The sequence below is a fragment of the Streptococcus sp. HCA-5024 genome (assembly GCF_037890265.1).
GTDB classification, from domain to species: Bacteria; Bacillota; Bacilli; order Lactobacillales; family Streptococcaceae; genus Streptococcus; species Streptococcus lingualis.
Window position 1 is genome coordinate 140700 of record NZ_JBBKBR010000004.1, and the last position, 22956, is coordinate 163655.

The window sequence follows — 22956 nt, forward strand, 5'->3', positions numbered from 1 at the left end:
GGAGGTTTTTATGGGAAAGTCTTTTTTTGAAAAGCGTCCTGTTTTTAGTATTCGTAAGCTCTCAGTTGGAGCTTGTTCTGTTGTGATTGGGATTTCTGCCTTGGGTCTTTCAAGGGTCTATGCGGAAGAAAAGCCAGGCCTCGAAAGTGAACCGACTTCGATGGAGACACCAAGTGTTGTGACGGAAAAATCAGAAGCGGAAGTTCCTGAAGCTGGTGCAAGGGTTTCAGAAGCTCCAGCTGTCATCACCCCTACCAGAGCTGAGGAAAAGCCAGCGCCTCAAGGCGAAGGCCAGCCCGTTTCTGCTTCATCTGAGCGTGCTACAGGAACGGAGGAAACTGCTGCTCCAAATCAAAATCGTGTGGCGGAGGATATTGTGCAAGATCGAGAACGTGATTTTAATAAAGATTGGTATTTTAAATTAAATGCGGCTCCTGGTGCAGAAGGGCGTCAAGTGGATGTCAAGGATTGGAAAAAATTAGATCTTCCTCATGACTGGTCTATTTTCTTTGATTTCGATCACAACTCTCCTGCTCAAAATGAAGGGGGGCAATTAAACGGTGGGGATGCTTGGTATCGTAAGACCTTCCGTTTGGACGACAAGGATCTAGATAAGAAGGTCCGCTTGGAATTTGGCGGGGTTTATATGGATTCCAAAGTCTATGTAAACGGACAATTCGTTGGTCATTATCCAAATGGCTACAATGCCTTTTCTTATGATATTACTCCTTATTTGAATGCGGATGGAAGCGAGAATACCATCGCCGTTCATGTGGTCAATCAACAACCAAGTAGCCGTTGGTATTCTGGTAGTGGGATTTACCGGGATGTTAAGCTGAGTGTAACGGACAAGGTTCATTTAGCGCAGTATGGGACTACGATTACGACCCCTCAGTTGGAAAAACAGCAAAATGGGGCAGTGGATACAGTGGTGAAGAGCCGCATTGTCAACCGGGATGATCAAGCCCATAGTGTGTATGCGGAATATGAAATTGTCGATCAAAATGGCCAAGTGGTGAGCGAAAAAACGCGCAGTGAAACACAGGCTGTTCTAGCAGGTCAAGAGATCAACCTATCTCAAACCTTGCATGTTGAAAAACCAACCCTCTGGGATGTGAAAACGGATCATCCAGCTCTCTATACCTTGTATACGCGGGTTTATCGGGATTCGCAGTTAGTAGATGTTCAAAAGGAACGCTTTGGTTATCGCTATCTGAACTGGACGCCAGAAGGTGGCTTCTTCCTCAATGGGGTGGCGACGAAATTCCATGGGGTATCTCTTCACCATGACCACGGGGCTCTTGGAGCTGAGGAAAATTACAAGGCTGAATACCGTCGTCTCAAACAGATGAAGGACATGGGAGTCAATGCGATCCGGACGACTCACAACCCAGCGAGTGAACAAACCTTAAACATTGCGGCTGAGTTGGGCTTGATGGTCCAAGAAGAAGCTTTTGATACCTGGTATGGTGGCAAGAAGCAATACGATTACGGTCGTTTCTTTGAAAAGGATGCCACTCACCCAGAAGCTCGTAAGGGGGATACTTGGTCAGATTACGATCTACGGACCATGGTAGAGCGGGGCAAGAACAATCCAGCCATTGTCATGTGGTCGATCGGTAACGAAGTCGGTGAAGCAGATGGTTCAGACAAATCTGTCGCAACTGTTCGTCGGTTGGTCAAGACCATCAAGGAAGTGGATGCAACCCGTTATGTCACCATGGGAGCTGATAAATTCCGCTTTGGTGATGGATCAGGAGGGCATGAAAAGGTAGCGGCAGAGCTCGATGCAGTTGGATTTAACTATTCAGAGGCTAACTATGAAAGCCTACGCGCTAAACATCCAAACTGGCTCATTTATGGTTCTGAAACCTCTTCTGCAACGCGGACACGGGGCTCTTACTATCACCCTGAAAGAGAGTGGGTCGGTAGCAACCAAGAAGACCGCCACTATGAACAATCAGACTACGGCAATGACCGGGTTGGTTGGGGTCGGACAGCGACCGCCTCTTGGACCTTTGACCGCGATCATGCCGGCTATGCAGGACAATTTATTTGGACTGGTACGGACTATATCGGTGAGCCAACCCCATGGCACAACCAAAATGACACACCTGTGAAAAGTTCTTATTTCGGTATTGTCGATACTGCTGGCCTTCCAAAGAATGATTTTTATCTTTACCAAAGTCAATGGGTATCGGCCGAGAAACATCCGATGGTCCATCTCTTGCCACACTGGAACTGGGACAATCCAGAATTAGCCAATCGAGTCATGGATGAAGAAGGACGGATCCCTGTTCGGACCTTCTCCAATGCCCACAGTGTGGAATTGATTGTCAATGGGGAATCACAAGGAGTGAAGACCTTTACCAAGAAGACCACAGCTGATGGCCGGACCTACCAAGAAGGGGCAAATCCAGATGAACTCTATCTAGAGTGGTTGGTCCCTTATGTACCAGGTAAAGTAGAAGCTATTGCGCGCAACGAAGCAGGAGAAGTGATCGCGAAAGATCAAGTCGAAACAGCCGGCAAGCCTGCGGGTGTTCGTTTGTTGAAAGAAGAACACGCGATCGCAGCGGACGGTAAGGATTTGACCTATATTACCTATGAGATCGTCGATGAAGAAGGCCGTGTCGTGCCAACTGCCAATAATTTGGTGCATTTCCATTTGCATGGACAAGGCCAAATTGTCGGTGTCGATAATGGGGAACAAGCCAGCCGTGAACGCTACAAAGCGCAGGAAGATGGCTCATGGCAACGCAAAGCCTTCAACGGCAAAGGGGTGGTCATTGTCAAATCAACTGAGCAGGCGGGTGCCTTTACCCTGTATGCAGACTCAGATCGCTTGCAATCAGACCAAGTCAGCCTCTTTACAGGTAAGAAGGACCAAGCAGAACGCACTGTATTAGGTGTGGAACCTGTTCGACAAAGTGCTTATCTAGGAGAAAAACCAACCTTACCAAGTAAGGTCAATGTGGTCTATAGTGATGGCAAGGCCCAAGAAGAAACCGTTGAATGGGATGCGGCAGACTATAGTCGTGCTGGCCAAGTCCGTGTGACAGGACATGTTCAAGGACGCACGGTCGAAGCTCTGGTCGATGTGATCGGCGTGGAACAAGTCCTTCCAGTCATCAAACAAATCCCACAGGGAGCAGATCTAGCGACAGTGGATAAAGCTGTGCAATTAGTCTTCACCGATGGGACCACTGCTCACTATGAAGTTGATCAATGGACCTTGGAAGCTGGTCAAGAAGATCAGTTGTCCACACCAGGTGCTCGCTTGAAGGCGACAGGTCTCCTAGGCAATGGGGAAACGGTCCAAGCGACGCTAGTGGTTGCAGGAGGAGATGTAGCCAAGGCTAAGAAACCAACGGTTCAGCTAGATGGAGTAGCTCTTCCAAAATTTGGTAGTGGCAACCATACCATTTTCCGTTCCCTCGCTTATGGTCAAGAGCCAGGTCAAGTCACAGCTAGTGCAGAAAATGCCCAAGTGACAGTTCTACAAGCTAACCGTGAAAATGGTTTGAAAGCCCAAATCTTTGTGACTGCTAAGGATACGGGAGCTGTCCAGACCTATGTGGTTCAATTCCAAGAAGAAAGTCCACAGATTGAGCGCCTAGAATTGCGTCTGCCAGAAGGACAGGAACTCAAGGAAGACCAGACGGTACCACTTGAAGTCATTGCCCATTACCAAGATGGTAGCCAGGCAAGTCTCAAAGCAGATCAAATCGATGTGAAAACAAGAGCTGGTAGCCAAGGAAAAGCCGTCGCAACCAATAAAGGTTTGGAATTGCGAGAAGCAGGATTGGTTCATTTAGAAGCCAACTTCCAAGGACAAACGGGAGAAGTCAGCTTTACTATCACGCCAAATCCAGAAGAAAAGACAGTTGTCAAGGTGCGTCCTGTACGGATTAGTACGGATCGAAACGTTTTGCCAGCTCTTCCAGAGACCGTCTTGGTCGAGTATGACAAGGGATTCCCTAAAGAAAAACGCGTGACCTGGGATGCCGTGACAGCAGACCAAGTCAAGGATTACCATAGCTTTACAGTCACCGGTCATGTAGAGGGTGTGGAGAAAGAAGCTCAAGCCCAAGTGACGGTTGAAGGCATTATCGCTGTAGAAGAAGTCAGCACGACAACGCCAGTCGGTGAAAAACCAGCCCTTCCAGAAAGCGTACGGACCTATCACTCTAATGGCAAGACCTATACTGCTAAGGTGGCCTGGGATGCGGTCGATCCGCAGCTCTTGGCCAAAGAAGGAGAAGTTGTCCTAGCCGGTCGTGTAGAAGGAACGGATCTTCCAACCCGTCTTCATATTCGTGTTTCTGCAAATACAGTCAAGGGGGCCAACGTAGCAGAACAATGGACAGGCTCAGTCTTGCCACTCGCTTTTGCAAGTGACTCTAACGATGCAGATCCAGTTGCTAAGGTCAATGATAAAGTCATCTCCTTTACCGATGCTCCAGCTAACCGTTGGACCAACTGGGGTCGTAACAATGCGGAAGATTCTGTCGGTATCTTGTTTGGGGATTCTGGTATCTTGACCAAGCGAGCAGTGGACAACCTCCATGTTGGTTTCCACGAAGACCACGGCGTTGGAGCTCCAAGTGAATATGTGATTGAGTACTATACAGGGGAACAAATCCCAACAGTTCCAAGCAATCCAAATCGTGTCAAAGACGAAACAGACCATCCATTTAACAATACAGCTAACTGGAAAGAAGTCAGCAACCTAACCGTTGAAGAACCGGTAGCAGCTGGTAAGATGAATCATTTCAGTTTTGATAAGGTCGACACTTATGCCGTTCGGATCCGTATGAAGACGCCAGAAGGCAAGCGTGGAAGCTCTATTTCAGAGATTCAGATCTTTGCCAATAAGGTGGCGGCAGAAGAAAAGAGCCAGTTGACCATTCGCGTCAATGGCGATGTATTGCCAGGTGTCAACCCAAGTGTGACCGATTACTACATCGATGCGCGTGATCGTGCTTATCCACAAGTGGAAGCGACAGCCAGCCATCACGGCCTTGCAACGGTTGTGCCAAGCGTCCATGAAGGTGAGCCAATCCGTGTCATCCATAAAGCAGAAGATGGTACTATCTTACAAGAATACCGCCTCCATCTCACAAGTGATGCAGAAAAACTGAAACAAGCTGCTCCAGTAGCAGTAGAAGCAGGCAGACGTTTTGTGAAAGTCGGTCAAGATCTGGTTCTACCATCTACCGTAGGCGTTTATTTCCAAGGGGACACAGGCTATGAACGCAAGGAACTTACGGTGGACTGGCAGCCTCTACCAGCTGATGCACTTTCTCACGAAGGTAGCTTCACGCTGGAAGGAAAAGTCATTGGCTATGATCTGACAGCTCAGCTGACCGTCCGGGTGTCAGAAAAGACAGGAGAAATCCTCTCTGTGAACCGTGACTACAATGCAGAGGATACCAGAGCATTTGCTAGTGAAACAAACGATCTCGATCCAAATCAAATCGACTATATCGATTACATCAATGATGGTGGCTACAATGAGTACTACCGTTGGACCAACTGGAAGAGAGAGCCTGATCAAACTGAAGTGTTTGCTGGTCTCATCTTCAAGAAAAATGGTCAAGTAACAGAGCGTTTGGTCAATAAAGTAGCAGTCGACTTCTTTGCAGATCAGGAAACAGGCCTGCCAACGAAAACGGTTCTTGAACGCTATATTGGTCCAGACTTTGATGTTCCGGATGATTATGGCAATCTGAAGAATCTTCCAGATCATCCATTTAACCAGGCCTCTAACTGGGAAGAAATCCCGTATAGCTTGGATTATGCCTTTGAACCTGGTTATATCTCTAATCTCAGCTTCAACGAAACCAGAACTAAAGCCATCCGTTTAAGAATGGTCCGTGATGAACATCTAAAAGGAATCGGAATCATTGAATTGAGCGCCTATGCCCCAACAGAAGAGGCTCAGGCAACAACTGATGTCACCATCCAAGTGAATGGCAAAGACCTAGAAGGCTTTCAACCAGATGTGACAGATTATCATATAGAGTATGAAGGAGACCGTCCAATCGTTTCAGCACAAGGCAAGAATGGAACAGCCGTTACGGTCATCGATGCTAAAAGTGCCAATGCTCCGGTTCTTGTCAAGGTTGTCTCAGAAGATGGCAAGCTCGAAAAAGTATATCAACTTTCTCTATCCGCAAAAGCACCTACAGGCTCAGCCATTCCCGAAGAAGGGGTTAAGAATCTGGTCCACACCAAACCAGAGTTGGTGATTGAGCCAGAAGAGATGGGCTTTGAACGCCTAGAACGTCCAAATGCGGATCTTCCAAAAGGTGAGAAACGTGTGGTTCAAGAAGGTCAAAAAGGCCGCAAATTGCGCTTGGTGGAAGTTTCTCAAGAAAATGGTGTGGAAAGCCGGAAGGAACTGGATGCCTTTGTAGAGCTAGATCCAGTGGCAGAAATCACAGAGGTGGGCACGAAAGAAGTGCTTCCAGACACTCCACAACCAGAACCACAACCGCAGCCAGAGCCACAACCGCTTCCGAACCCAGAGACTTCTCATGTCTCAGAAGGACCAGTAGCTACCGCAACTCCTCAAGCATCTCTTGAGGTCAAAGCGGTGCGCCAGGAAGGGACAGATGCAGCAGGAGAGGAAGTCGAGAAAACAGCTCAAACACCAGCAGTTTCAGCTGCTCCAGTTTCCGAAGGAAGATTACCAAATACAGGAACGGAAGAAAGCGTCGCAAGCCTCGTTGCTGGAATCTTAGCGGCAGGCCTTGCCAGTGCTGTGCTGGACGATCAGAAAAAAAGAGCCAATAAGGCCAAGTAAAACAGCTAGAGAAACTAGCAAAATACGGTGAAAAGTTCACAGGTAAAAAGAAGGAGGATGGGGAAGCCCCACCCTCTTTACCTGGTGACATAAAGGAATAGAATATGGGAAAAAGATTAGTTGATCAGAGAAATCGATTTGGCATTCGTAAACTCTCAGTGGGCGTCTGCTCGGTAGTCGTAGCGACTTGTTTTTTTAGGAGCTACTACCAGTTACGCAGAGGAACAAGCTGAGAGGAGTGAACCACGTGAAGAACGGGTTGAAACGAGCGATGTCGATCACCAAGGAAAGGAGGAAAAAACTGTGAACGAGCACCAAGAAGAATCAGAACAGCCCTCACCAGCTACTAGTGAGAAAGAAAATCGCACAGTCAGCCAAGGGACAGAAGCCACTCAACCTGCCACTTCTCTAGACGAGGAGACTGAGATTGCGGATTACGGACCACTTCCAAGCAAGGCTCAGATGCAATACCACCGCGAAGAACTAGCAGCTTTCATCCACTTTGGGATGAATACTTACTACGATCGTGAGTGGGGAGATGGGCAAGAAGATCCTTATTATTTCTATCCAGAGCATCTGGATACCGATCAGTGGATCAAAACCCTGAAAGATGCTGGCTTTAAACGGACGATCATGGTCGTCAAGCACCACGATGGCTTTCTCTTGTACCCTTCCAAATACACCGACCATACCATTGCCAAAAGTGGTTGGAAGGAAGGAAAAGGCGATGTCCTAGCCGAGGTTTCTGCTTCTGCCAGCAAGTATGATATGGACATGGGGGTCTATCTCTCTCCTTGGGATGCCCACAGCCCGCTCTACCATGTGGATACAGAGGACCAATACAATGAATACTATCTCAACCAGCTTAAGGAAATCCTTGAAGATCCAAAATATGGGAACAAGGGTAAGTTCGTAGAAGTCTGGATGGATGGTGCGCGTGGCGATGGAGCTCAAAAGGTCACCTATACCTTTGACAAGTGGTTTGAAGCCATTCGCAAGGCCCAAGGGGACATTGCCATCTTCTCAGCTGAGCCCACCAATGTTCGTTGGATCGGAAATGAAAAGGGAATCGCTGGAGATCCGGTTTGGCAAAAGGTCAATCCAGATAAGATCCGCAACAATCCATCGAATAGCTACCTCAATCACGGGGATCCGGAAGGGAAGCAATACTCAGTGGGAGAAGCCGATGTCTCTATTCGCTCCGGCTGGTTCTACCATGACAACCAAGAGCCTAAGTCCTTGCGCGAATTGATGGACATTTACTTCAAATCGGTCGGCCGTGGAACCCCGCTTCTGCTTAATATTCCACCCAATCAAGATGGGAAATTTGCGGAGGCCGATGTGGCCCGTTTGAAAGAATTCCGTCAGACCTTGGATCAACTCTATAGTGTGAACTATGCGGCAGGAGCTTTGGTAGAAGCTGACTCGACACGACGCAACTCTCTCTACAAGGCCAGTCATTTGACAGATGGCGATGAAAAGACCAGTTGGGCACCTGCAGATGATGCCAAGACCGGCTCTTTTGTCCTGGATCTTGGAAAAGAACAGCATTTTGATGTGGTAGAGCTCAAAGAAACCATCGAGAAAGGCCAACGGATTTCTGGTTTCACCATTGATGTGGCAGTGAATGGCCAATGGGTTCCATATGGGGCTGGCTCAACTGTAGGATACCGCCGATTAATCAAAGGGCAACCAGTTGATAGTCGCTATATCCGGGTGTCCATCACCGATGCCCAAGCTACTCCAATCTTGAACGGAGTCTCTGTCTATAAGACGCCAGCCAGCATTGAAGAAACCGATGGCTATCCGCTTGGTTTGACTTATCATTCTGACCGGACTGCTGAGCGGGCCAATGGCCAATGGAATGAAGAGGGAGAAGGCGTCCGAGGCACCTCTATGTGGACCAAAGAAAAGGGAGCTTCGGTGACCTATCAATTTGAAGGCACCAAGGCCTATGTCGTCGCAACTGTCGACCCTGGTCATGGGGAAATGGATGTCTATGTCGATGGCCAAAAGCTAGCGACCGTCAATACCCAAAGTCCAAGCCGCAAACGCAGCCAAAAGGTCTATGAAACACCGGATTTGGCAGCAGGATCTCACACCTTGACCTTGGTCAATAGCAAGGGAGATGCGATCGCAACGGAAGGGATTTATGCCCTTAACAACCAAGAAAAGGGGCTCTTTGAGTTTGCTCAGCCAACCCTAGCTGTTAAGAAAGGCGACCCAGCGCAAGTCGTCGTCAAGAGAAAAGGTGGCTCTAAAGGAAGTGCCAGTCTGAAATTAATCACAGAACCAGGAACAGGAGTTCATGGCAAGGTCTACAAAGATACCAACGTCACCCTTGAGTTCGCAGATGGAGAGACGGAAAAAACAGTCCAAGTTCCAACTCTTGATTTTGCAGGAAAAGCGACCGATGTCTATGACTTTAAGGTCAAATTGCTCCATCCGGATCAAGGAAGCTTGGTCGGCTTTATTCCAGAACTGACAGTCCAAGTGATGAACGAGGACTTGCTTCCAGAAAATCGCAAAGAAGTAGATGACCAAGATCCAAAGCTGCACTACAGTGAGGGTTGGCACCACGAGACAGACAATCCAAACTTCTCAAATGGCACAGAATCTTGGTCGAGCTTTAACCAAGTGACCGATGAGGAAGGCAAGAAACACATTGATGTGACCATTACCTTTAAGGGCACGGGTGTGGAGGTTCGAGGAGTAGTCGACCCAAGTCATGGTCTCTACAGCGTCACCCTAGATGGAAAAGAAATGGCCTTCGAAGAAGGTCGTGGCCATGATTATGAAATCGACGGCGATCATTACTTCAGTGGCTATGGATACCAACGCAAGCTCGACCAGAGTTTGGTCAATCTGCAAGGTCTAGCAAAAGGCTACCACCAGCTACGCTTGCATCTGGATCCAGCTCTCAATGATCCTCAGTCATCCAGAGCCATCCAGGTAGACCGATTTATCCTCTCAGGGAAAGATAGCCAGTTGCTCAGTCAAGAAGAGCTGCAACAGATCATCAGAGAAGGAGTAGAAAAGATCAAGGCTACTTCTCTCGAACGCTTGAAAGCAGACCTCAAACCGACGGTTCAAGGAAAATTGACGGACTTGACGCAGTTGTTGGATCCAGAGAGACCAGATCTGGTTGCTATAGCTAATCAAGTGGAAGCCCTTGAAACCATCTTAGAAGATGCTCACAATTATGAACCCCTGACGCAGACACGACCAGATCAAGGTGTTCGGGATCTGATTCTTGAAAAGCCAGAACTTCTCATCGAAGCAGAGGAGATTCCATTTGAGAGTCAAACGCGTGAAAACAAGGATTTGGCCAAGGGCGAGAGCCGGATCCTTCAAGCAGGGAAGGTCGGACGCCGGCTGAAATTGATCGAGGTTCGACAAAAAGAAGGCAAAGAAATTCGGACAGAAGTCGATGCCTTTGTCGAAGTGGAGGCTCAGGACCAGATCACAGAAGTCGGAACGAAGGAAGCGGAAGAAAGTCCGTTGATAGCTGATATGCCGACTCCAACCACTCCTGTAACTACAAGTAAGGTGCAACCAGAAGTTGCGACTCTTTCTCAAGCTGAAGACAAAAAAGAAAAAGAAAGACCAGTTCTCTTTCAACCGAAAACCTCAGAAGCAGTTTCTGTTTTGACTTCAGACCATCCGGAAAAAGAAGGTGTTGAAAGTCCTTCTCTACCATCGGAAGGAAAACTTCCTCAAACCGGTACAAAAGAAGGTGGTTTCTTTGCTTGGTTAGGCCTTCTTGGTCTAGGTTTCTTGGGTGGAGGCGCCAAATTCGCTCGTCGCAAAGAGTAGCTCCTTCTTCGCATAAGAGGTTAGTTCTCACTAGCCTCTTTTGTTTTGCCTTCTTAAGAGATTCCTATTTCCATGGAGTCTTTGCTTTATTTACAGCCGTAAAAATTGTATAATAGTCAAATAAGGTCAATGATGAGAAGGAACACTCCAAGGCCATTTTTTATGGGCCAAGAACAGAGCATCCATCTAGAAATAAACAAGCCAGAAAGGAACATCATGGCAAATAAGAACACATCTGATAGCATTGAAGCTTATATCAAGGCCTTGCTGGCTCAAGCTGGCATGGCGGAGCTCAAAAGAAGTGAGTTAGCCGATGTCTTTCAGGTCGTACCCAGTCAGATTAACTATGTCATTAAGACCCGCTTTACCGAGAGCCGAGGCTATATTGTAGAGAGCAAGCGCGGTGGTGGTGGCTATATCCGCATTGGCAAGGTCCAGTTTTCAGATCACCATCAGATGCTCCAAGACTTGGCAGCCAATATTGGAGAGACCATCAGCCAGCAGGTCTTTAATGATATCCTCCAGATGCTCTATGAAGAAAAATTATTGACACAACGTGAGACTCAGCTCTTGCTTGCGACAACCTCCGATGAGGTCCTAGGTCGAGATGCTCTCATCCTACGAGCAACGATGCTGAAAAAAATCATTCAACAAGTAGATAGAAAAGGAAATACCGACTAGATGAACTATTCAACAGCACTGTTAGAAAGTATAGAAGCGGCCCAAATACTAGCAGGCCACTATCAGGGGCATACCTTAGATACTTGGCATCTCCTGACGGCTATGGCCAATAATCCCTATAGCGTGGCAGGTTCTGTACTGAACGATTATCCTATGCAGATCGATGAGTTTCAGGATGCAGCGGAGCATATTACAGGCCAAGCTTTTCAAAGCGACAATCGGTATGAAATCTTCCCATTTTCTTATCGGATGGAAGCCATTATGAAGCACGCAAGAGAGATTGCCCAGGTTCTTCATGCCAAGACCTTGGGAACAGAGCATGTGCTCCTCTCTCTTCTAGCAGACCGTGGAACCTTGGCGAGCCAAGTCATGGAGTTTGCCGGCTTTGCCTTTACAGAGCAAGACAAGGGAGTTCCTATTGCCTCCCTTCGCAAGAATCTTGAGGACAAGGCAGGCTGGGACAAGAATGATATCAAAGCCATTCGGAGTCTTTATCGGGCTCAAAACCCTAACCGCCAAACCATGGGAAATATGATGGGCATGCCACCAAGCACCAGTGGAGGTCTTGAAGATTATACTCGTGATTTGACAGAAATGGCGCGTGCAGGCCAGCTTGAGCCTGTGATTGGTCGGGATGTAGAGATTTCACGCATGATCCAAATCCTCAGCCGCAAGACCAAGAACAATCCTGTATTGGTGGGAGAAGCAGGGGTCGGAAAAACCGCTCTTGCATTAGGTCTGGCCCAGCGGGTCGCTAGTGGCAATGTTCCAGCTGAAATCGCGCAAATGCGTGTCTTAGAATTGGATCTCATGAATGTCGTTGCAGGGACGCGCTTCCGTGGGGACTTCGAAGAGCGGATGAACAATATCATCCAGGACATCGAAGAAGACGGTCACGTGATTCTCTTTATCGATGAACTGCATACTATTATGGGGTCAGGATCCGGTATTGATTCGACCTTAGACGCAGCCAATATTCTAAAACCAGCCCTGGCACGGGGAACCTTGCGTACAGTTGGAGCAACGACTCAAGATGAGTACCAAAAGCATATCGAAAAAGATGCAGCCCTTTCTCGGCGTTTTGCGAAAGTCACCATTGAAGAGCCAAGTGTTGCAGATAGCATCCAAATTCTCCAAGGCTTGAAAGAAACCTACCAGGACCACCATCATGTGACCATTACCGATGAAGCGATCGAAACAGCTGTCAAATATGCCCACCGCTATTTGACTAGCCGTCAATTGCCAGATTCAGCCATTGATCTCTTGGATGAAGCGGCAGCTACCGTACAAAACCGCGATTCCAACGGTCACGTAAAAGAAGAGTTGACCGCCTTGGATCGGGCCTTGATGGATGGCAAGTGGAAGAAAGCAGCCCAACTCCTAGAAGTAGAGGCTGCTCCCGTTGTCTACAAAAAAGAAGTCACTGACCAAGATGTCTTGGTGACTTTGAGCCAATTATCTGGTATTCCAACTCAAAAACTGACCCAAACCGATGCCAAGAAGTACCTCAACTTAGAAACAGAATTGCACAAGCGCGTGATTGGTCAAGACCAAGCCGTTTCGAGTATCAGTCGGGCTATTCGACGCAATCAATCAGGTATCCGTAGCAACAAGCGTCCGATCGGTTCTTTCATGTTCCTAGGACCTACCGGTGTCGGAAAAACAGAGCTAGCCAAAGCTTTGGCAGAAGTTCTGTTTGATGATGAATCGGCCCTCATCCGTTTTGATATGAGTGAGTACATGGAAAAATTCGCGGCGAGTCGCCTCAACGGAGCTCCTCCAGGCTATGTGGGCTACGAAGAAGGAGGCGAGTTGACCGAGAAAGTCCGCAACAAACCATATTCAGTTCTCTTATTTGATGAGGTGGAAAAAGCCCATCCAGATATTTTCAATGTCCTTTTGCAAGTCTTGGATGACGGAGTCTTAACCGATAGTAAAGGCCGGAAGATTGACTTCTCCAATACCATTATCATCATGACCTCAAACCTGGGAGCTACAGCCCTTCGGGATGATAAGACAGTTGGCTTTGGTGCTAAAGATATCCGCTTTGACCAAGCCAATATGGAAAAACGCATATTTGAAGAGTTGAAGAAGACCTATCGTCCAGAGTTTATCAACCGGATTGATGAAAAGGTGGTCTTCCATAGCCTCTCAAGCGAGGACATGCAACAGGTAGTGAAAGTCATGGTCAAACCGCTCATTGCGACCTTGGCAGAACAAGGCATAACCCTCAAATTCCAGCCTTCAGCGCTCAAGCTGCTAGCAACCAAAGGGTATAATCCAGAAATGGGAGCTCGCCCACTGCGTCGTGTCTTGCAGACCGAAGTGGAAGATCAGTTAGCAGAGCTATTGCTGAAAGGTCAAGCCCAAGAAGGGCAAACCATCAAGGTTGGAACGACAGCCGGAACGATCAAGTTCGAGATTGTCTAGGAGGACGTCATGACGCTTCAGCGATTAACCCGTATTTCGCTTTTGGCGGCCCTTTGTGTCGCTCTACGTCAGGCTTTTGCCCCTTTCCCAAATGTCCAACCGATTTCTGCTATCTTTTTTCTCTTGGTGATATTTGAAGGGTATAGCTTTGCTTTTCTTGTGATGATGATCACCATGTTTGTCTCCGCCTTTTTCCTGGGGATGAGCTTGATTGTGTTCTTTCAGATTGTCGCCTTTGGCTGTTTGATGCTCATTTGGCGCATCAGTTACAAGTGGTTGCCCTTTGTCCTTCAGATACTTTTTGTGGGCCTACTGTCCTTTGCTTATGGGGTCTTGATCGATAGTGTTTATGCCTTGATATACCATATTCCTTGGTGGACCTATGCTTTGGTCAATGGTTTTAGTTTTAACCTTGCCCATGCTCTGTCGACGATCATTTTCTATCCCATTATCTATCAAATCTTTAGGAGATTTTATGTTGAAAAAAACTATTTCTAGCTTGATGACCTTACTTGCAGCTCTTCTTTTAGCGAGTTGCGCTCCGTCTCATAGTACAAACAATCAAACAACTGCTTCTAGCGCAGAAGTTGCCAAGAAAAACGAAATTTCGATTACGATTAGCGTGACGCCAGAAGGTCAAAAAGCGCAATCGAAAACCTTGAAAGTAGCAGAAGAGAGCAACCTTATGAAAGTGCTCAAAGCCAACTACAAGATTGAAGAAAAAAATGGCATGATCACCTCGATTGACGGTCACAGCCAAGATGAAGCAAAAGGTCTTTACTGGATGTACAAGATCAATGGCGAAATGGCTCCAAAAGGTGCTGCTGAAACCACCGTTAAAAAAGGGGATAAGATCGAATTCTATCAAGAAGTGTATAAATAATGAGGAGAGAGTGGGACAGAAATCGGTAATTCGTTAGAATTCGATTTCGTCGTCCCACCTCCGCACAGTTGAGTAGGGCTGTAAAAGCTGATGAAATCAGCGTAGTAGAGCCCACTCAACCACTGCGTCTTGCTCGACAATCCAAAAATAATTGAGAGGCTAGGACTTTTGTCCCAGCCTCTTTTTTGCTAAAGTTTAGAACTTACTTAAAACTTCTTTCAAATTAGAAAAATATTTGAGAAACTATTGACAGCCTCATATAACAGTGTTACAATAATGTTACAAAATATTACAAATGTTACAAAAAGAGGTTCTGTTATGAAAAACAAAAAAATCATTTCCCTAGCAGCCCTAGCTTTGACAGCTAGTCTTTTCCTAGGAGCTTGTGGCGGGAATAAAGAAGAAAAGACAACAGAAGCAAGTAGTTCAAAGACCAGTCTGGTTAAACAAACAAGTTCTTCTTCTAAGAAAAAAGTGATCACTAGTAAAGATCCGATTGCCTCTTCATCCTCTGATAGCAAATCAGAAGAAAGTCATACTGTTGGTAGCAAAAATAACCAAGCTGCAGCTAGTCAAACACCTGCTCCAGCCAAAGAAGCAACACCAGCAGCACCCGTAACAAAAGAAACAAAAGAAACAAAAGAAGTAGCCACTCCAGCAACACCAGCGAAAGCAAAATTGCCAAGTCTAGAAGACGGTCATGCCCATGCTAAGAAGCAAGCTTCTGCTACGGAGAATGCCCAATACAAGGGAGTCTATTCTGTAGCAGCAGGGGATTTCTCTGCAGCAGCTGGGAATTGGTCTGACAAACGCGACACTGGAGTCACTATTGGCCAAGGTGGTCAAGTGACCATCCAACTTCCTGGGGGCCAACCCGTAGCCTATGGTATCAGTGCTTATAACTATACCTTGGATGATGGCCATTACCATGCTAATCTCTCAGCAGGCGATGGGTCTGCGGCTACTCTAGATATCGTAGTTGGAAAAGATGGCTCTGTATCTAGTGTGACGGTTTTGAAAGACGGTGTCAGCCACTCCCTCACTCGTGAATAAAATTCGAAAGATCTGAAAGGATAAGCTTCTCTTTTCAGATCTTTTTTTGTTGGTTTGAAGAAAAATATATGTTTTTATAAAAAACTATTGACAGATGGAAAATATAGTTTATAATAAAAACATAAAGAAAATCTATTTATAAAAAATTATAAAAAGGAGTTCATATGAAAAAAGAAAGAATTGCCCTGGTTTTTGGAACCTTTGCGCCTCTTCATCAAGGGCATATTGACCTGATCCAGCGGGCCAAGCGTCAGTGTGATCGCGTTCGTGTCATCGTATCTGGTTATGAAGGGGATCGTGGCGAAGAAGTCGGGTTGACTTTACAAAAACGCTTCCGTTATATCCGCGAAGCCTTCTCTAATGATGAGTTGACCCAAGTCTATAAGCTAGATGAGACAGAACTTCCTCGTTATCCTTTGGGCTGGGAGCCTTGGTTACAAACAGCCCTTGACACCATCCAGTATCAAACAGAGACAGAAGAGTTGATCTTTTATGTAGGGGAGAAAGCCTATAAGGAAGAGTTGGAAGCTAGAGGGTTTGAAGTTCACTTAGAAGAGCGTCGCTTTGGGATCTCTGCTACCATGATCCGGGAAAATCCAAGCAAATACTGGAAATACATTGCCCAGCCCTTCCGTCGCCAGTTCACGAAAAAAGTCTTGATCATGGGGAGCGCCAGCAACGGGAAAACGACCCTTGCAAAGGACTTGGCTCGCTTTTACGATGCACCTGTTAGTCTTGAGTATGCACGTGAATACCAGATCAAGAACAATGTTCGAGATGATGAGCTCACGCCAAAAGATTACTATTACCTACTCTTAGGACAGTATGATCAAACCTCTAAGCTCATCGATAGTAGTGCCAATCGAGGCCTAGTCATCGCAGATACCAATTCCCTGGTGACCAAGGGTTACTACGACTACTACATGGAAGTCGAAGGCCAGGATACCAGCATGACCGATACCTTTGACAACCTCTTTGTTAGTATTTTGTCCAAAGAAAAATGGGATTTGATCCTCTTTGTACAGCCGATCGGCTCTTATGTCAATGATGGTTTCCGAGATATGACCATGGCTGATGAAAAGATCCGCACCAGCTTTTCAAATTACCTGGACCAATTGCGCCAGCAATACCTAGGAAACATTCCGACTACTTTCCTCGCATCAGACTACCTCGGCAACTACGAAGAAGCCAAGAAGGTGATCGATGCCATCTACCAAGCCGACTAAGGAGCAGCTTATGAAAAACCTATCTGAAAAATTCGCAACTTTTAGCCAAGACTTTAGAAATGTTCACCAAGAAGCGAAAAAGCAAGGCTTTGTCAATATTATGAAACTCCTGTGGAAGGACCTTTTTGTAGGACGCACAGCCTTTCAATGGATCTATCTCCTGCTTCTTTCCAGTGTTCCCTTCTTCTTAGAATGGACCAATCGGACAGGACAGCATGATTGGCTGGGACTGTTTGCCTCTTGGACAGGCATTGTTTGTGTTATCCTGGTTGCCGAAGGACGTGCGAGTAACTACCTTTTTGGAGCAGTGAATTCAGCGATCTACCTCGTTTTAGCCCTCAATAAGAACTTCTACGGGGAAGTTCTGACAACTCTTTATTTCTTCATCATGCAACCAATCGGCCTTTATGTTTGGCTCTCTAATCGGATCAATGATCAAGGTAAGGTCGAAGAATCTCACTTTGAAGCCAAGAAATTGAACTTGATTGAGTGGATGCGCTACTTGGCCTTGTGTGCTGTGATTTGGATTGGTATGGGCTTCGCGTATCAGAGTATCCATAGCGCTCGCCCTTTCCGTGATAGTATCACCGATGCGACCAATGGGGTCGGCCAGCTCCTAATGACCCGCCTTTACCGGGAGCAATGGATCTTCTGGATTGCGACCAACGTCTTTAGTATCTATCTCTGGTGGGATCAGAGTCTTCACATTCAAGGGATGTACTGGGTTTACACCCTCAATAGTCTAGTGGGCTGGTACCAATGGACCAAAGCCCTCAAGAAGGAGGTGGCTTAGATGGCAAGTCTCTCAATTCCAGCAGGAATGACGGAGAAAGAGTATTTTGAGACGGCCGCTAGTGAAGCAGACTTTCTCAAGTGGTACAAGGAGCAAGACCTGCCGACTTATGAAACTCCAAGTGTCACAGCGGACATGGTAGCTTACTGTTTTGTTGAAGGCAAGCTCAAGCTCTTAGCCATTCGCCGCAAGGCCCACCCTTATCAACACCGCCTCGCCTTGGTGGGGGGCTTTGTGAACAAGGATGAAGATGCGACCCATGCCTGCATCCGAGAAGTCAGAGAAGAAGTTGGGCTCGATCTGCCAGTGAATAAGGTGGAGCAGCTCATGACCGTTTCCACCCCTGGGCGGGACCCCAGAGGCTGGGTCATTACCATTGCCCATCTGGTCTATCTGCCAGCAGAAGCAGTAGACTTAGCCCACGCAGGGGACGATGCCAAGGAAGTCGTTTTTCTCGATGTCGATTTCAAACAGTCACAGTGTTTGCTTGATGGAGAACCCTTAGCTGCTTCTGATTTTGCCTTTGACCACTACCAGATTATTCAAGAATCGATCAAGCGGATTCAGGGGCGTCTGGATTGGAATCCAACCTTCCTCTATCTGTTAGAGGAGCCCTTCACCGTCTATGAAGCGACGGAGTTGGTTAACCTGATCAATCCAGGACGCCCCATCGTTAGCAATAACTTCCTCGTAAAATTCGGAGAATTCGTGGAAGAAGTGGGTGTCAAGCGGGTACCTAAGAAAAAACCGCGCAAGACCTATCGCTTAAAACAGTAGGTAGAGTCGCGTTCTTTCCGGAAATGAGAGTGGGACAGAAATCGGTAATTCGTTAGAATTCGATTTCGTCGTCCCACCTCCGCACAGTTGAGTGGGTCTGTAAAAGCTGATGAAATCAGCGTAGTAGAGCCCACTCAACCACTGCGTCTTGCTCAACAATCCAAAAATAATTGAGAGGCTAGGACTTTTGTCCCAGCCTCATTTTTTTGTTCTAGTAAGAAATATTTAAAAATATGTCAAAAATAGTTGACATTTTATATTCAGAATACTATACTATAGTCAAATATATGCGACATTCATTGAATAGGAGGAAACATGAACCGTGTGAAAGAATTCCGCAAGGAATTGGGCATGTCTCAACTCGAACTTGCTAAGGATATCGGTGTCTCAAGGCAAACCATCAACATGATTGAAAACGACAAGTACAATCCGACCCTGGAACTCTGTCTCAATCTCGCTCGTACCCTCCAAACAGACCTTAATAGTCTCTTTTGGGAAGATGATTTTTAACAAAAAGGAAAAAGAAAATGAAACAAGAAACTTTTACTGAAAAACTGATTAAACGCACATATGGCATTTCTGGACCACTTGATGAACACAAACGACGCGAGGCAGATCGCATTGGAAATAAGGTCTTTATGGTCCTCTTTTACCTGATGATATTTGGCAATCTCATTCCCTTTGTCCTTGCTTATAAGTATCCTCAGGTTGTCGCTTTTGGTTATCCAATCATTATCCTTCTGGTTTCTATGGTTTGTGCTATCTATGTCAGCACTCAAACTAAAAAAACAGGTATTACTGCTATTGATCCTGATATGTTGAGCCAAAAAGAAAGCAAACAATTGCGCTACCCTGGTCTTAAAGCTGGTCTGCTCTATGGAGTTTTTATGTTCTTTGGAATACCACTTCTCAATGTCTTAACGGATAATAGCAAGAACTATTTTACCTATCTTTTCAATCTAGGTCATTTTATATCAATCCTTTTCGCAGCTTTCTTCTTCGGATTGGTGATGCAAATTATCGTCTGGCTTCGCATTCGAAAAGCCAAAAATGATCAAGACGACGATTAGGAGGAAGCTTATGAAATCATTACAAACTTTAATCTTCAGTCATATTTTAGTTAGCATCTTTGTTACCTTTTTCCTAGTCTATGGCCAAGTTACGCGTCCTTTTCTGATCATTTTCCTTTTAGTTCTTCCAGTCTTGAATAAGGGACAAAGATTTCAGAAAATCACATCAAAAAAAATACGCTTCTTGAACGCATCTCTCTGCTTTATCCTCGTATCTCTCCCACAACTGATAACGAATTCTATGGATTGGAGATATCTCCTATTTCTAACCATCTGTATTATTTTTAGTCTCATTTATATCTATACTCTCTATCAACTCTTTAAAGAAGGCAAACAATGTTTTTAAGAGGTCACTACCATGAAAAAAGAAGATAGGACAACGGACTTATTTTGAACTTTCTTTCACGAACTACGAAAGTTATGAATTAGGATTCTCTTAGCACTATACTGTGATAGGAAAACTCTAATTATTGATGATCTTGATGTAAACCACTTGTTTGATGAGTGGTTGTGATTGATTTTCAATACTCAGCTATGGTGCAAAGTGGTATAATAAAAATAATTGAAACCACAAGGGACAAGACTATGGAAGAAAAAATAATTTTACCACAAAATACACGACTGATGGGGGCTCTGCTTGGTTTTATCGGAGGAGGTCTCGATGTCTTTTGCCACATGCACTACCGGAGTTTGGTCGCAACACAAACTGGGAACCTCTTACTCCTTATCGCTGATTGGCACGATCCTCGTGTTGAAAATACCATCATGCGTTTTTCATCTATTATATTTTTCTCGATCGGCTTTCTGGTTGCCCTCCATATCAAAGAATATCGCAAGACAGCCTTTTGGCGGACCAAGATGTTGCTTCCTTTATTTGTGGTGACGCTTCTAATTCCCTTGGTATCTGTTATACCGCCCATCGAAGTCCCCTTTATTGCTTTTGGAACAGGGATGATGATGTTGACCTTTACAGGGAGCTTGATTGAAAACCACCCTTATGTGATCTTTATGACTTCCGGTAATTACCGCAAGATGTTGACAGCCTTGTACCGAATCGCTCGAGGTGAGGGGAATTTGGTCGAGTATCGCAGACAGGCGATGAATTACGGGATTGTTGTTGGAAGCTTTGTTGCGGGAGCTATTAGTGTCGCCATCCTCATGCATTTCATTCACCAATGGGCCATCTGGCTGATCACAGTGAACCTCTTTTTGATCATGACCTACTACACCGCCAGAGTCAAACAACTCGGCCTGCAAACAGATAATCTATAAAAACAGGACCTCATGCGAGGTCCTGTTTTTTGTGTTCCTATGCTTTTAATTGAAGAAGTTCTTCAATCTCTGCTAGAGTGCTAGCTTGCGAGATGGCTCCGCGGAGTTTGGCTGCGCCAGAGGTTCCACGAAGGTAGTGAGGGGCAAGTCCGCGGAATTCACGAACGGCAATGTGCTCACCTTTGAGATCGATCAAGCGTTTCAAGTGTTCGTAAGCGATCTTCATCTTGTCTTCAAAAGTCAAATCAGGCAGAATTTCTCCTGTTTCAAAGTAGTGATTGATTTGGTTGAAGAGATAAGGATTGCCCATAGCAGCGCGACCAATCATGACCGCATCAGCACCGACTTCTTCGATCCGTTGTTTGGCATCTTGAACCGTACGGATATCTCCGTTCGCGATAAATGGAATCTTAGTTAGGGCCTGTGCAACCTTGTGAAGGGTCTCAAGGTCCGCATGACCCGTATACATTTGCTCTCGAGTCCGTCCATGCATGGCGAGGGCAGAGACACCTGCGGCTTCAGCAGCAAGGGCATTTTCAACTGCTAGGGAAGGATCCGACCAACCCGTCCGCATTTTAACAGTGAGGGGGATATCGAGGACGGATTGAACCTTATTGATGATGGAGTAGATCTTGTCTGGGTCCTTGAGCCACATCGCACCAGCCTCGTTCTTGACGATTTTATTCACCGGGCAACCCATGTTGATATCGACGATATCGGTCTTGGTATTTTCTTGGATAAATTCAGCTGCGCGTGCCAGGCTATCTTCGTCACTTCCAAAGAGTTGGATCGATACAGGGTTTTCTCCTTCATCGATATGGAGCATGTGAAGCGTCTTTTCATTGTTGTACTGGATTCCCTTGTCAGAGACCATTTCCATCACAACGAGCCCTGCCCCCAGTTCTTTGGCAATGGTCCGGAAAGCTGAGTTGGTCACTCCGGCCATTGGGGCTAGGACGGTACGGTTAGGGATTTCGACATCCCCGATCATAAATGGCGTATTAAGATTTGTCACGAATGAGTTCCTCCAAGTCATTTTCGTCAAAGTGGTAGTGTGTTTGGCAGAATTGGCAGGTAATCTCTGCACCGTGATCTTCATCTTTCATCTCTTCTAGATCACTAGCTGGCAGACTTGCTAAAGCGTTCAAAAAGCGCTCACGGTTGCAGTCGCACTGGAAGCGAAGTTCTTCTTCAGAGAGGCGTTTGAAAGGTTCATCCCCATAGATAGCAGAAAGAAGAGCTTCAATATGATCTTCAGATTCCAAAAGTGTTGAAATAGCAGGCATTTCTTGGATGCGTTTTTCAAAGCGCGCGATTTCTTCTTCCTTGGCATTTGGCAAGACCTGAAGCAAGAAACCACCAGCCACCTTGACCTTGTCTTCGTCATCCAACAGAACATTGAGTCCAACTGCAGAAGGTGTTTGTTGGCTTTCCGTCAGATAAAAGGCCAGGTCTTCTCCGATTTCACCTGTGACAAGAGGGGTCATGGAGTTATAAGGATTGCCCGTACCATAGTCAGTGATGACCAGGAATTCTCCGTTTCCGACAAATGGTCCCACCAGGACTTCACCAGTTGCTGTCTTCTTGATATCCACTCCAGGATTTTGTACGTAGCCTTTAACATTTCCCTTGGTGTCTGCCACGGTGATGATGGCTCCGAGTGAGCTAGTCCCAAGGACTTTGACCGTAATTTTAGTATCTCCTTTCTCGTTTGCTGCCAAGATTTGACTGGCAATGAGGGTACGGCCAAGTGCGACCGTGGAGCTAGCTTGTGTATGATGTTTTTCTTGGGCTGTTCGTACAGTTTCTGTACTGTCTAGTACATAGGCACGAAAAGCGCCGCTTTCTGAGATAGTTTTAATAATTTTGTCCATACCTACTATTTTAGCACAAATCAAGCAAAGTGGGGACAAGGAGAATTCCGAAAATCAGTCGTTTCAGAAGAAGGACAGGAAGAAAAGAAAATTCCGAACGTTATTTTTAGAAAGAAGCAATTTCCAAGTAAAAGACGAGTTTCATAGAGAAGTTGGTTTAAAAAGGAAGGAGAAAAATAAACGATAGCTGAGTGGATCTTGAAAAAACATTAAAAATTGCTTATAATAGAGTGTAAGACAAACTTGCAGGTGAGACTCCTGCCCTTAGTT

The 22956-nt window shown here is 46.1% G+C and carries 17 protein-coding genes; 15 read left to right on the forward strand and 2 right to left on the reverse strand.

Annotation, left to right across the window (positions count from 1 at the left end):
* Positions 1-10 precede the first annotated feature (10 nt).
* From WKT08_RS07690 to WKT08_RS07760, 15 genes are all read left to right on the forward strand, one after another.
* On the forward strand, positions 11-6811 hold the full coding sequence (locus WKT08_RS07690) for an Ig-like domain-containing protein (protein ID WP_340281213.1): 6801 nt from the start codon (positions 11-13) through the stop codon (positions 6809-6811).
* 104 nt (positions 6812-6915) lie between these two features.
* Entirely contained in the window at positions 6916-7044 is a 129-nt protein-coding gene (locus tag WKT08_RS07695) for a YSIRK-type signal peptide-containing protein (RefSeq protein ID WP_141751792.1), read from the forward strand.
* A gap of 70 nt (positions 7045-7114) precedes the next feature.
* On the forward strand, positions 7115-10627 hold the full coding sequence (locus tag WKT08_RS07700; protein ID WP_340281216.1) for an alpha-L-fucosidase: 3513 nt from the start codon (positions 7115-7117) through the stop codon (positions 10625-10627).
* A gap of 216 nt (positions 10628-10843) precedes the next feature.
* Entirely contained in the window at positions 10844-11308 is a 465-nt protein-coding gene (locus WKT08_RS07705; RefSeq protein WP_003015828.1) for a CtsR family transcriptional regulator, read from the forward strand.
* Positions 11309-13738 (forward strand): ATP-dependent Clp protease ATP-binding subunit, encoded by a 2430-nt coding sequence (locus WKT08_RS07710; protein WP_340281218.1) that lies wholly within the window; start codon positions 11309-11311, stop codon positions 13736-13738.
* 9 nt (positions 13739-13747) lie between these two features.
* Entirely contained in the window at positions 13748-14236 is a 489-nt protein-coding gene (locus WKT08_RS07715) for a hypothetical protein (protein WP_049498182.1), read from the forward strand.
* Positions 14214-14621 (forward strand): DUF4430 domain-containing protein, encoded by a 408-nt coding sequence (locus tag WKT08_RS07720; protein ID WP_031576755.1) that lies wholly within the window; start codon positions 14214-14216, stop codon positions 14619-14621. The genes WKT08_RS07715 and WKT08_RS07720 overlap by 23 nt, the downstream gene beginning before the upstream one ends.
* A 318-nt stretch (positions 14622-14939) precedes the next feature.
* Entirely contained in the window at positions 14940-15674 is a 735-nt protein-coding gene (locus WKT08_RS07725; RefSeq protein ID WP_070587786.1) for a hypothetical protein, read from the forward strand.
* Between the two features lie 164 nt (positions 15675-15838).
* Positions 15839-16900, forward strand: a complete 1062-nt coding sequence (locus tag WKT08_RS07730) for an AAA family ATPase (RefSeq protein WP_070587790.1) — start codon at positions 15839-15841, stop codon at positions 16898-16900.
* A 10-nt stretch (positions 16901-16910) separates the two neighbouring features.
* Positions 16911-17693 (forward strand): nicotinamide riboside transporter PnuC, encoded by a 783-nt coding sequence (gene pnuC / locus WKT08_RS07735; RefSeq protein ID WP_070587866.1) that lies wholly within the window; start codon positions 16911-16913, stop codon positions 17691-17693.
* Complete coding sequence (locus tag WKT08_RS07740) at positions 17694-18470, forward strand: NUDIX domain-containing protein (RefSeq protein WP_070587793.1); 777 nt, start codon at positions 17694-17696, stop codon at positions 18468-18470.
* A 315-nt stretch (positions 18471-18785) separates the two neighbouring features.
* Entirely contained in the window at positions 18786-18980 is a 195-nt protein-coding gene (locus tag WKT08_RS07745; protein ID WP_021154050.1) for a helix-turn-helix transcriptional regulator, read from the forward strand.
* 17 nt (positions 18981-18997) lie between these two features.
* Positions 18998-19540, forward strand: a complete 543-nt coding sequence (locus WKT08_RS07750; protein WP_070587796.1) for a DUF6773 family protein — start codon at positions 18998-19000, stop codon at positions 19538-19540.
* Positions 19541-19550: 10 nt separating this feature from the next.
* A complete protein-coding gene (locus WKT08_RS07755; RefSeq protein ID WP_045759986.1) occupies positions 19551-19886 on the forward strand; it encodes a hypothetical protein in 336 nt (111 codons plus the stop codon).
* 239 nt (positions 19887-20125) lie between these two features.
* Positions 20126-20812 carry a YoaK family protein gene (locus WKT08_RS07760; RefSeq protein ID WP_070587799.1) on the forward strand — a complete coding sequence of 229 codons (687 nt, stop codon included), beginning with the start codon at positions 20126-20128 and terminating at the stop codon, positions 20810-20812.
* Positions 20813-20849: 37 nt separating this feature from the next.
* Here the strand turns inward: WKT08_RS07760 and dusB are convergent, their stop codons facing one another.
* Both dusB and hslO read right to left on the reverse strand, forming a co-directional pair.
* The gene (dusB, locus tag WKT08_RS07765) at positions 20850-21827 is read right to left on the reverse strand and encodes a tRNA dihydrouridine synthase DusB (RefSeq protein ID WP_003012894.1); all 978 of its coding nucleotides are present in this window, start codon (positions 21825-21827) and stop codon (positions 20850-20852) included.
* A complete protein-coding gene (gene hslO, locus WKT08_RS07770) occupies positions 21814-22686 on the reverse strand; it encodes an Hsp33 family molecular chaperone HslO (RefSeq protein WP_070587802.1) in 873 nt (290 codons plus the stop codon). Before hslO ends, dusB begins: the two co-directional genes overlap by 14 nt.
* Positions 22687-22956 lie beyond the last annotated feature (270 nt).

What these genes read in the sequence shown, in the direction of transcription:
- WKT08_RS07690 (WP_340281213.1), top strand. Translation starts at nt 11, where the DNA reads ATGGGAAAGTCTTTTTTTGAAAAGCGTCCTGTTTTTAGTATTCGTAAG.
- WKT08_RS07695 (WP_141751792.1), top strand. Translation starts at nt 6,916, where the DNA reads ATGGGAAAAAGATTAGTTGATCAGAGAAATCGATTTGGCATTCGTAAA.
- WKT08_RS07705 (WP_003015828.1), top strand. Translation starts at nt 10,844, where the DNA reads ATGGCAAATAAGAACACATCTGATAGCATTGAAGCTTATATCAAGGCC.
- WKT08_RS07710 (WP_340281218.1), top strand. Translation starts at nt 11,309, where the DNA reads ATGAACTATTCAACAGCACTGTTAGAAAGTATAGAAGCGGCCCAAATA.
- WKT08_RS07715 (WP_049498182.1), top strand. Translation starts at nt 13,748, where the DNA reads ATGACGCTTCAGCGATTAACCCGTATTTCGCTTTTGGCGGCCCTTTGT.
- WKT08_RS07720 (WP_031576755.1), top strand. Translation starts at nt 14,214, where the DNA reads ATGTTGAAAAAAACTATTTCTAGCTTGATGACCTTACTTGCAGCTCTT.
- WKT08_RS07725 (WP_070587786.1), top strand. Translation starts at nt 14,940, where the DNA reads ATGAAAAACAAAAAAATCATTTCCCTAGCAGCCCTAGCTTTGACAGCT.
- WKT08_RS07730 (WP_070587790.1), top strand. Translation starts at nt 15,839, where the DNA reads ATGAAAAAAGAAAGAATTGCCCTGGTTTTTGGAACCTTTGCGCCTCTT.
- pnuC (WP_070587866.1), top strand. Translation starts at nt 16,911, where the DNA reads ATGAAAAACCTATCTGAAAAATTCGCAACTTTTAGCCAAGACTTTAGA.
- WKT08_RS07740 (WP_070587793.1), top strand. Translation starts at nt 17,694, where the DNA reads ATGGCAAGTCTCTCAATTCCAGCAGGAATGACGGAGAAAGAGTATTTT.
- WKT08_RS07745 (WP_021154050.1), top strand. Translation starts at nt 18,786, where the DNA reads ATGAACCGTGTGAAAGAATTCCGCAAGGAATTGGGCATGTCTCAACTC.
- WKT08_RS07750 (WP_070587796.1), top strand. Translation starts at nt 18,998, where the DNA reads ATGAAACAAGAAACTTTTACTGAAAAACTGATTAAACGCACATATGGC.
- WKT08_RS07755 (WP_045759986.1), top strand. Translation starts at nt 19,551, where the DNA reads ATGAAATCATTACAAACTTTAATCTTCAGTCATATTTTAGTTAGCATC.
- WKT08_RS07760 (WP_070587799.1), top strand. Translation starts at nt 20,126, where the DNA reads ATGGAAGAAAAAATAATTTTACCACAAAATACACGACTGATGGGGGCT.
- hslO (WP_070587802.1), bottom strand. Translation starts at nt 22,686, where the DNA reads ATGGACAAAATTATTAAAACTATCTCAGAAAGCGGCGCTTTTCGTGCC.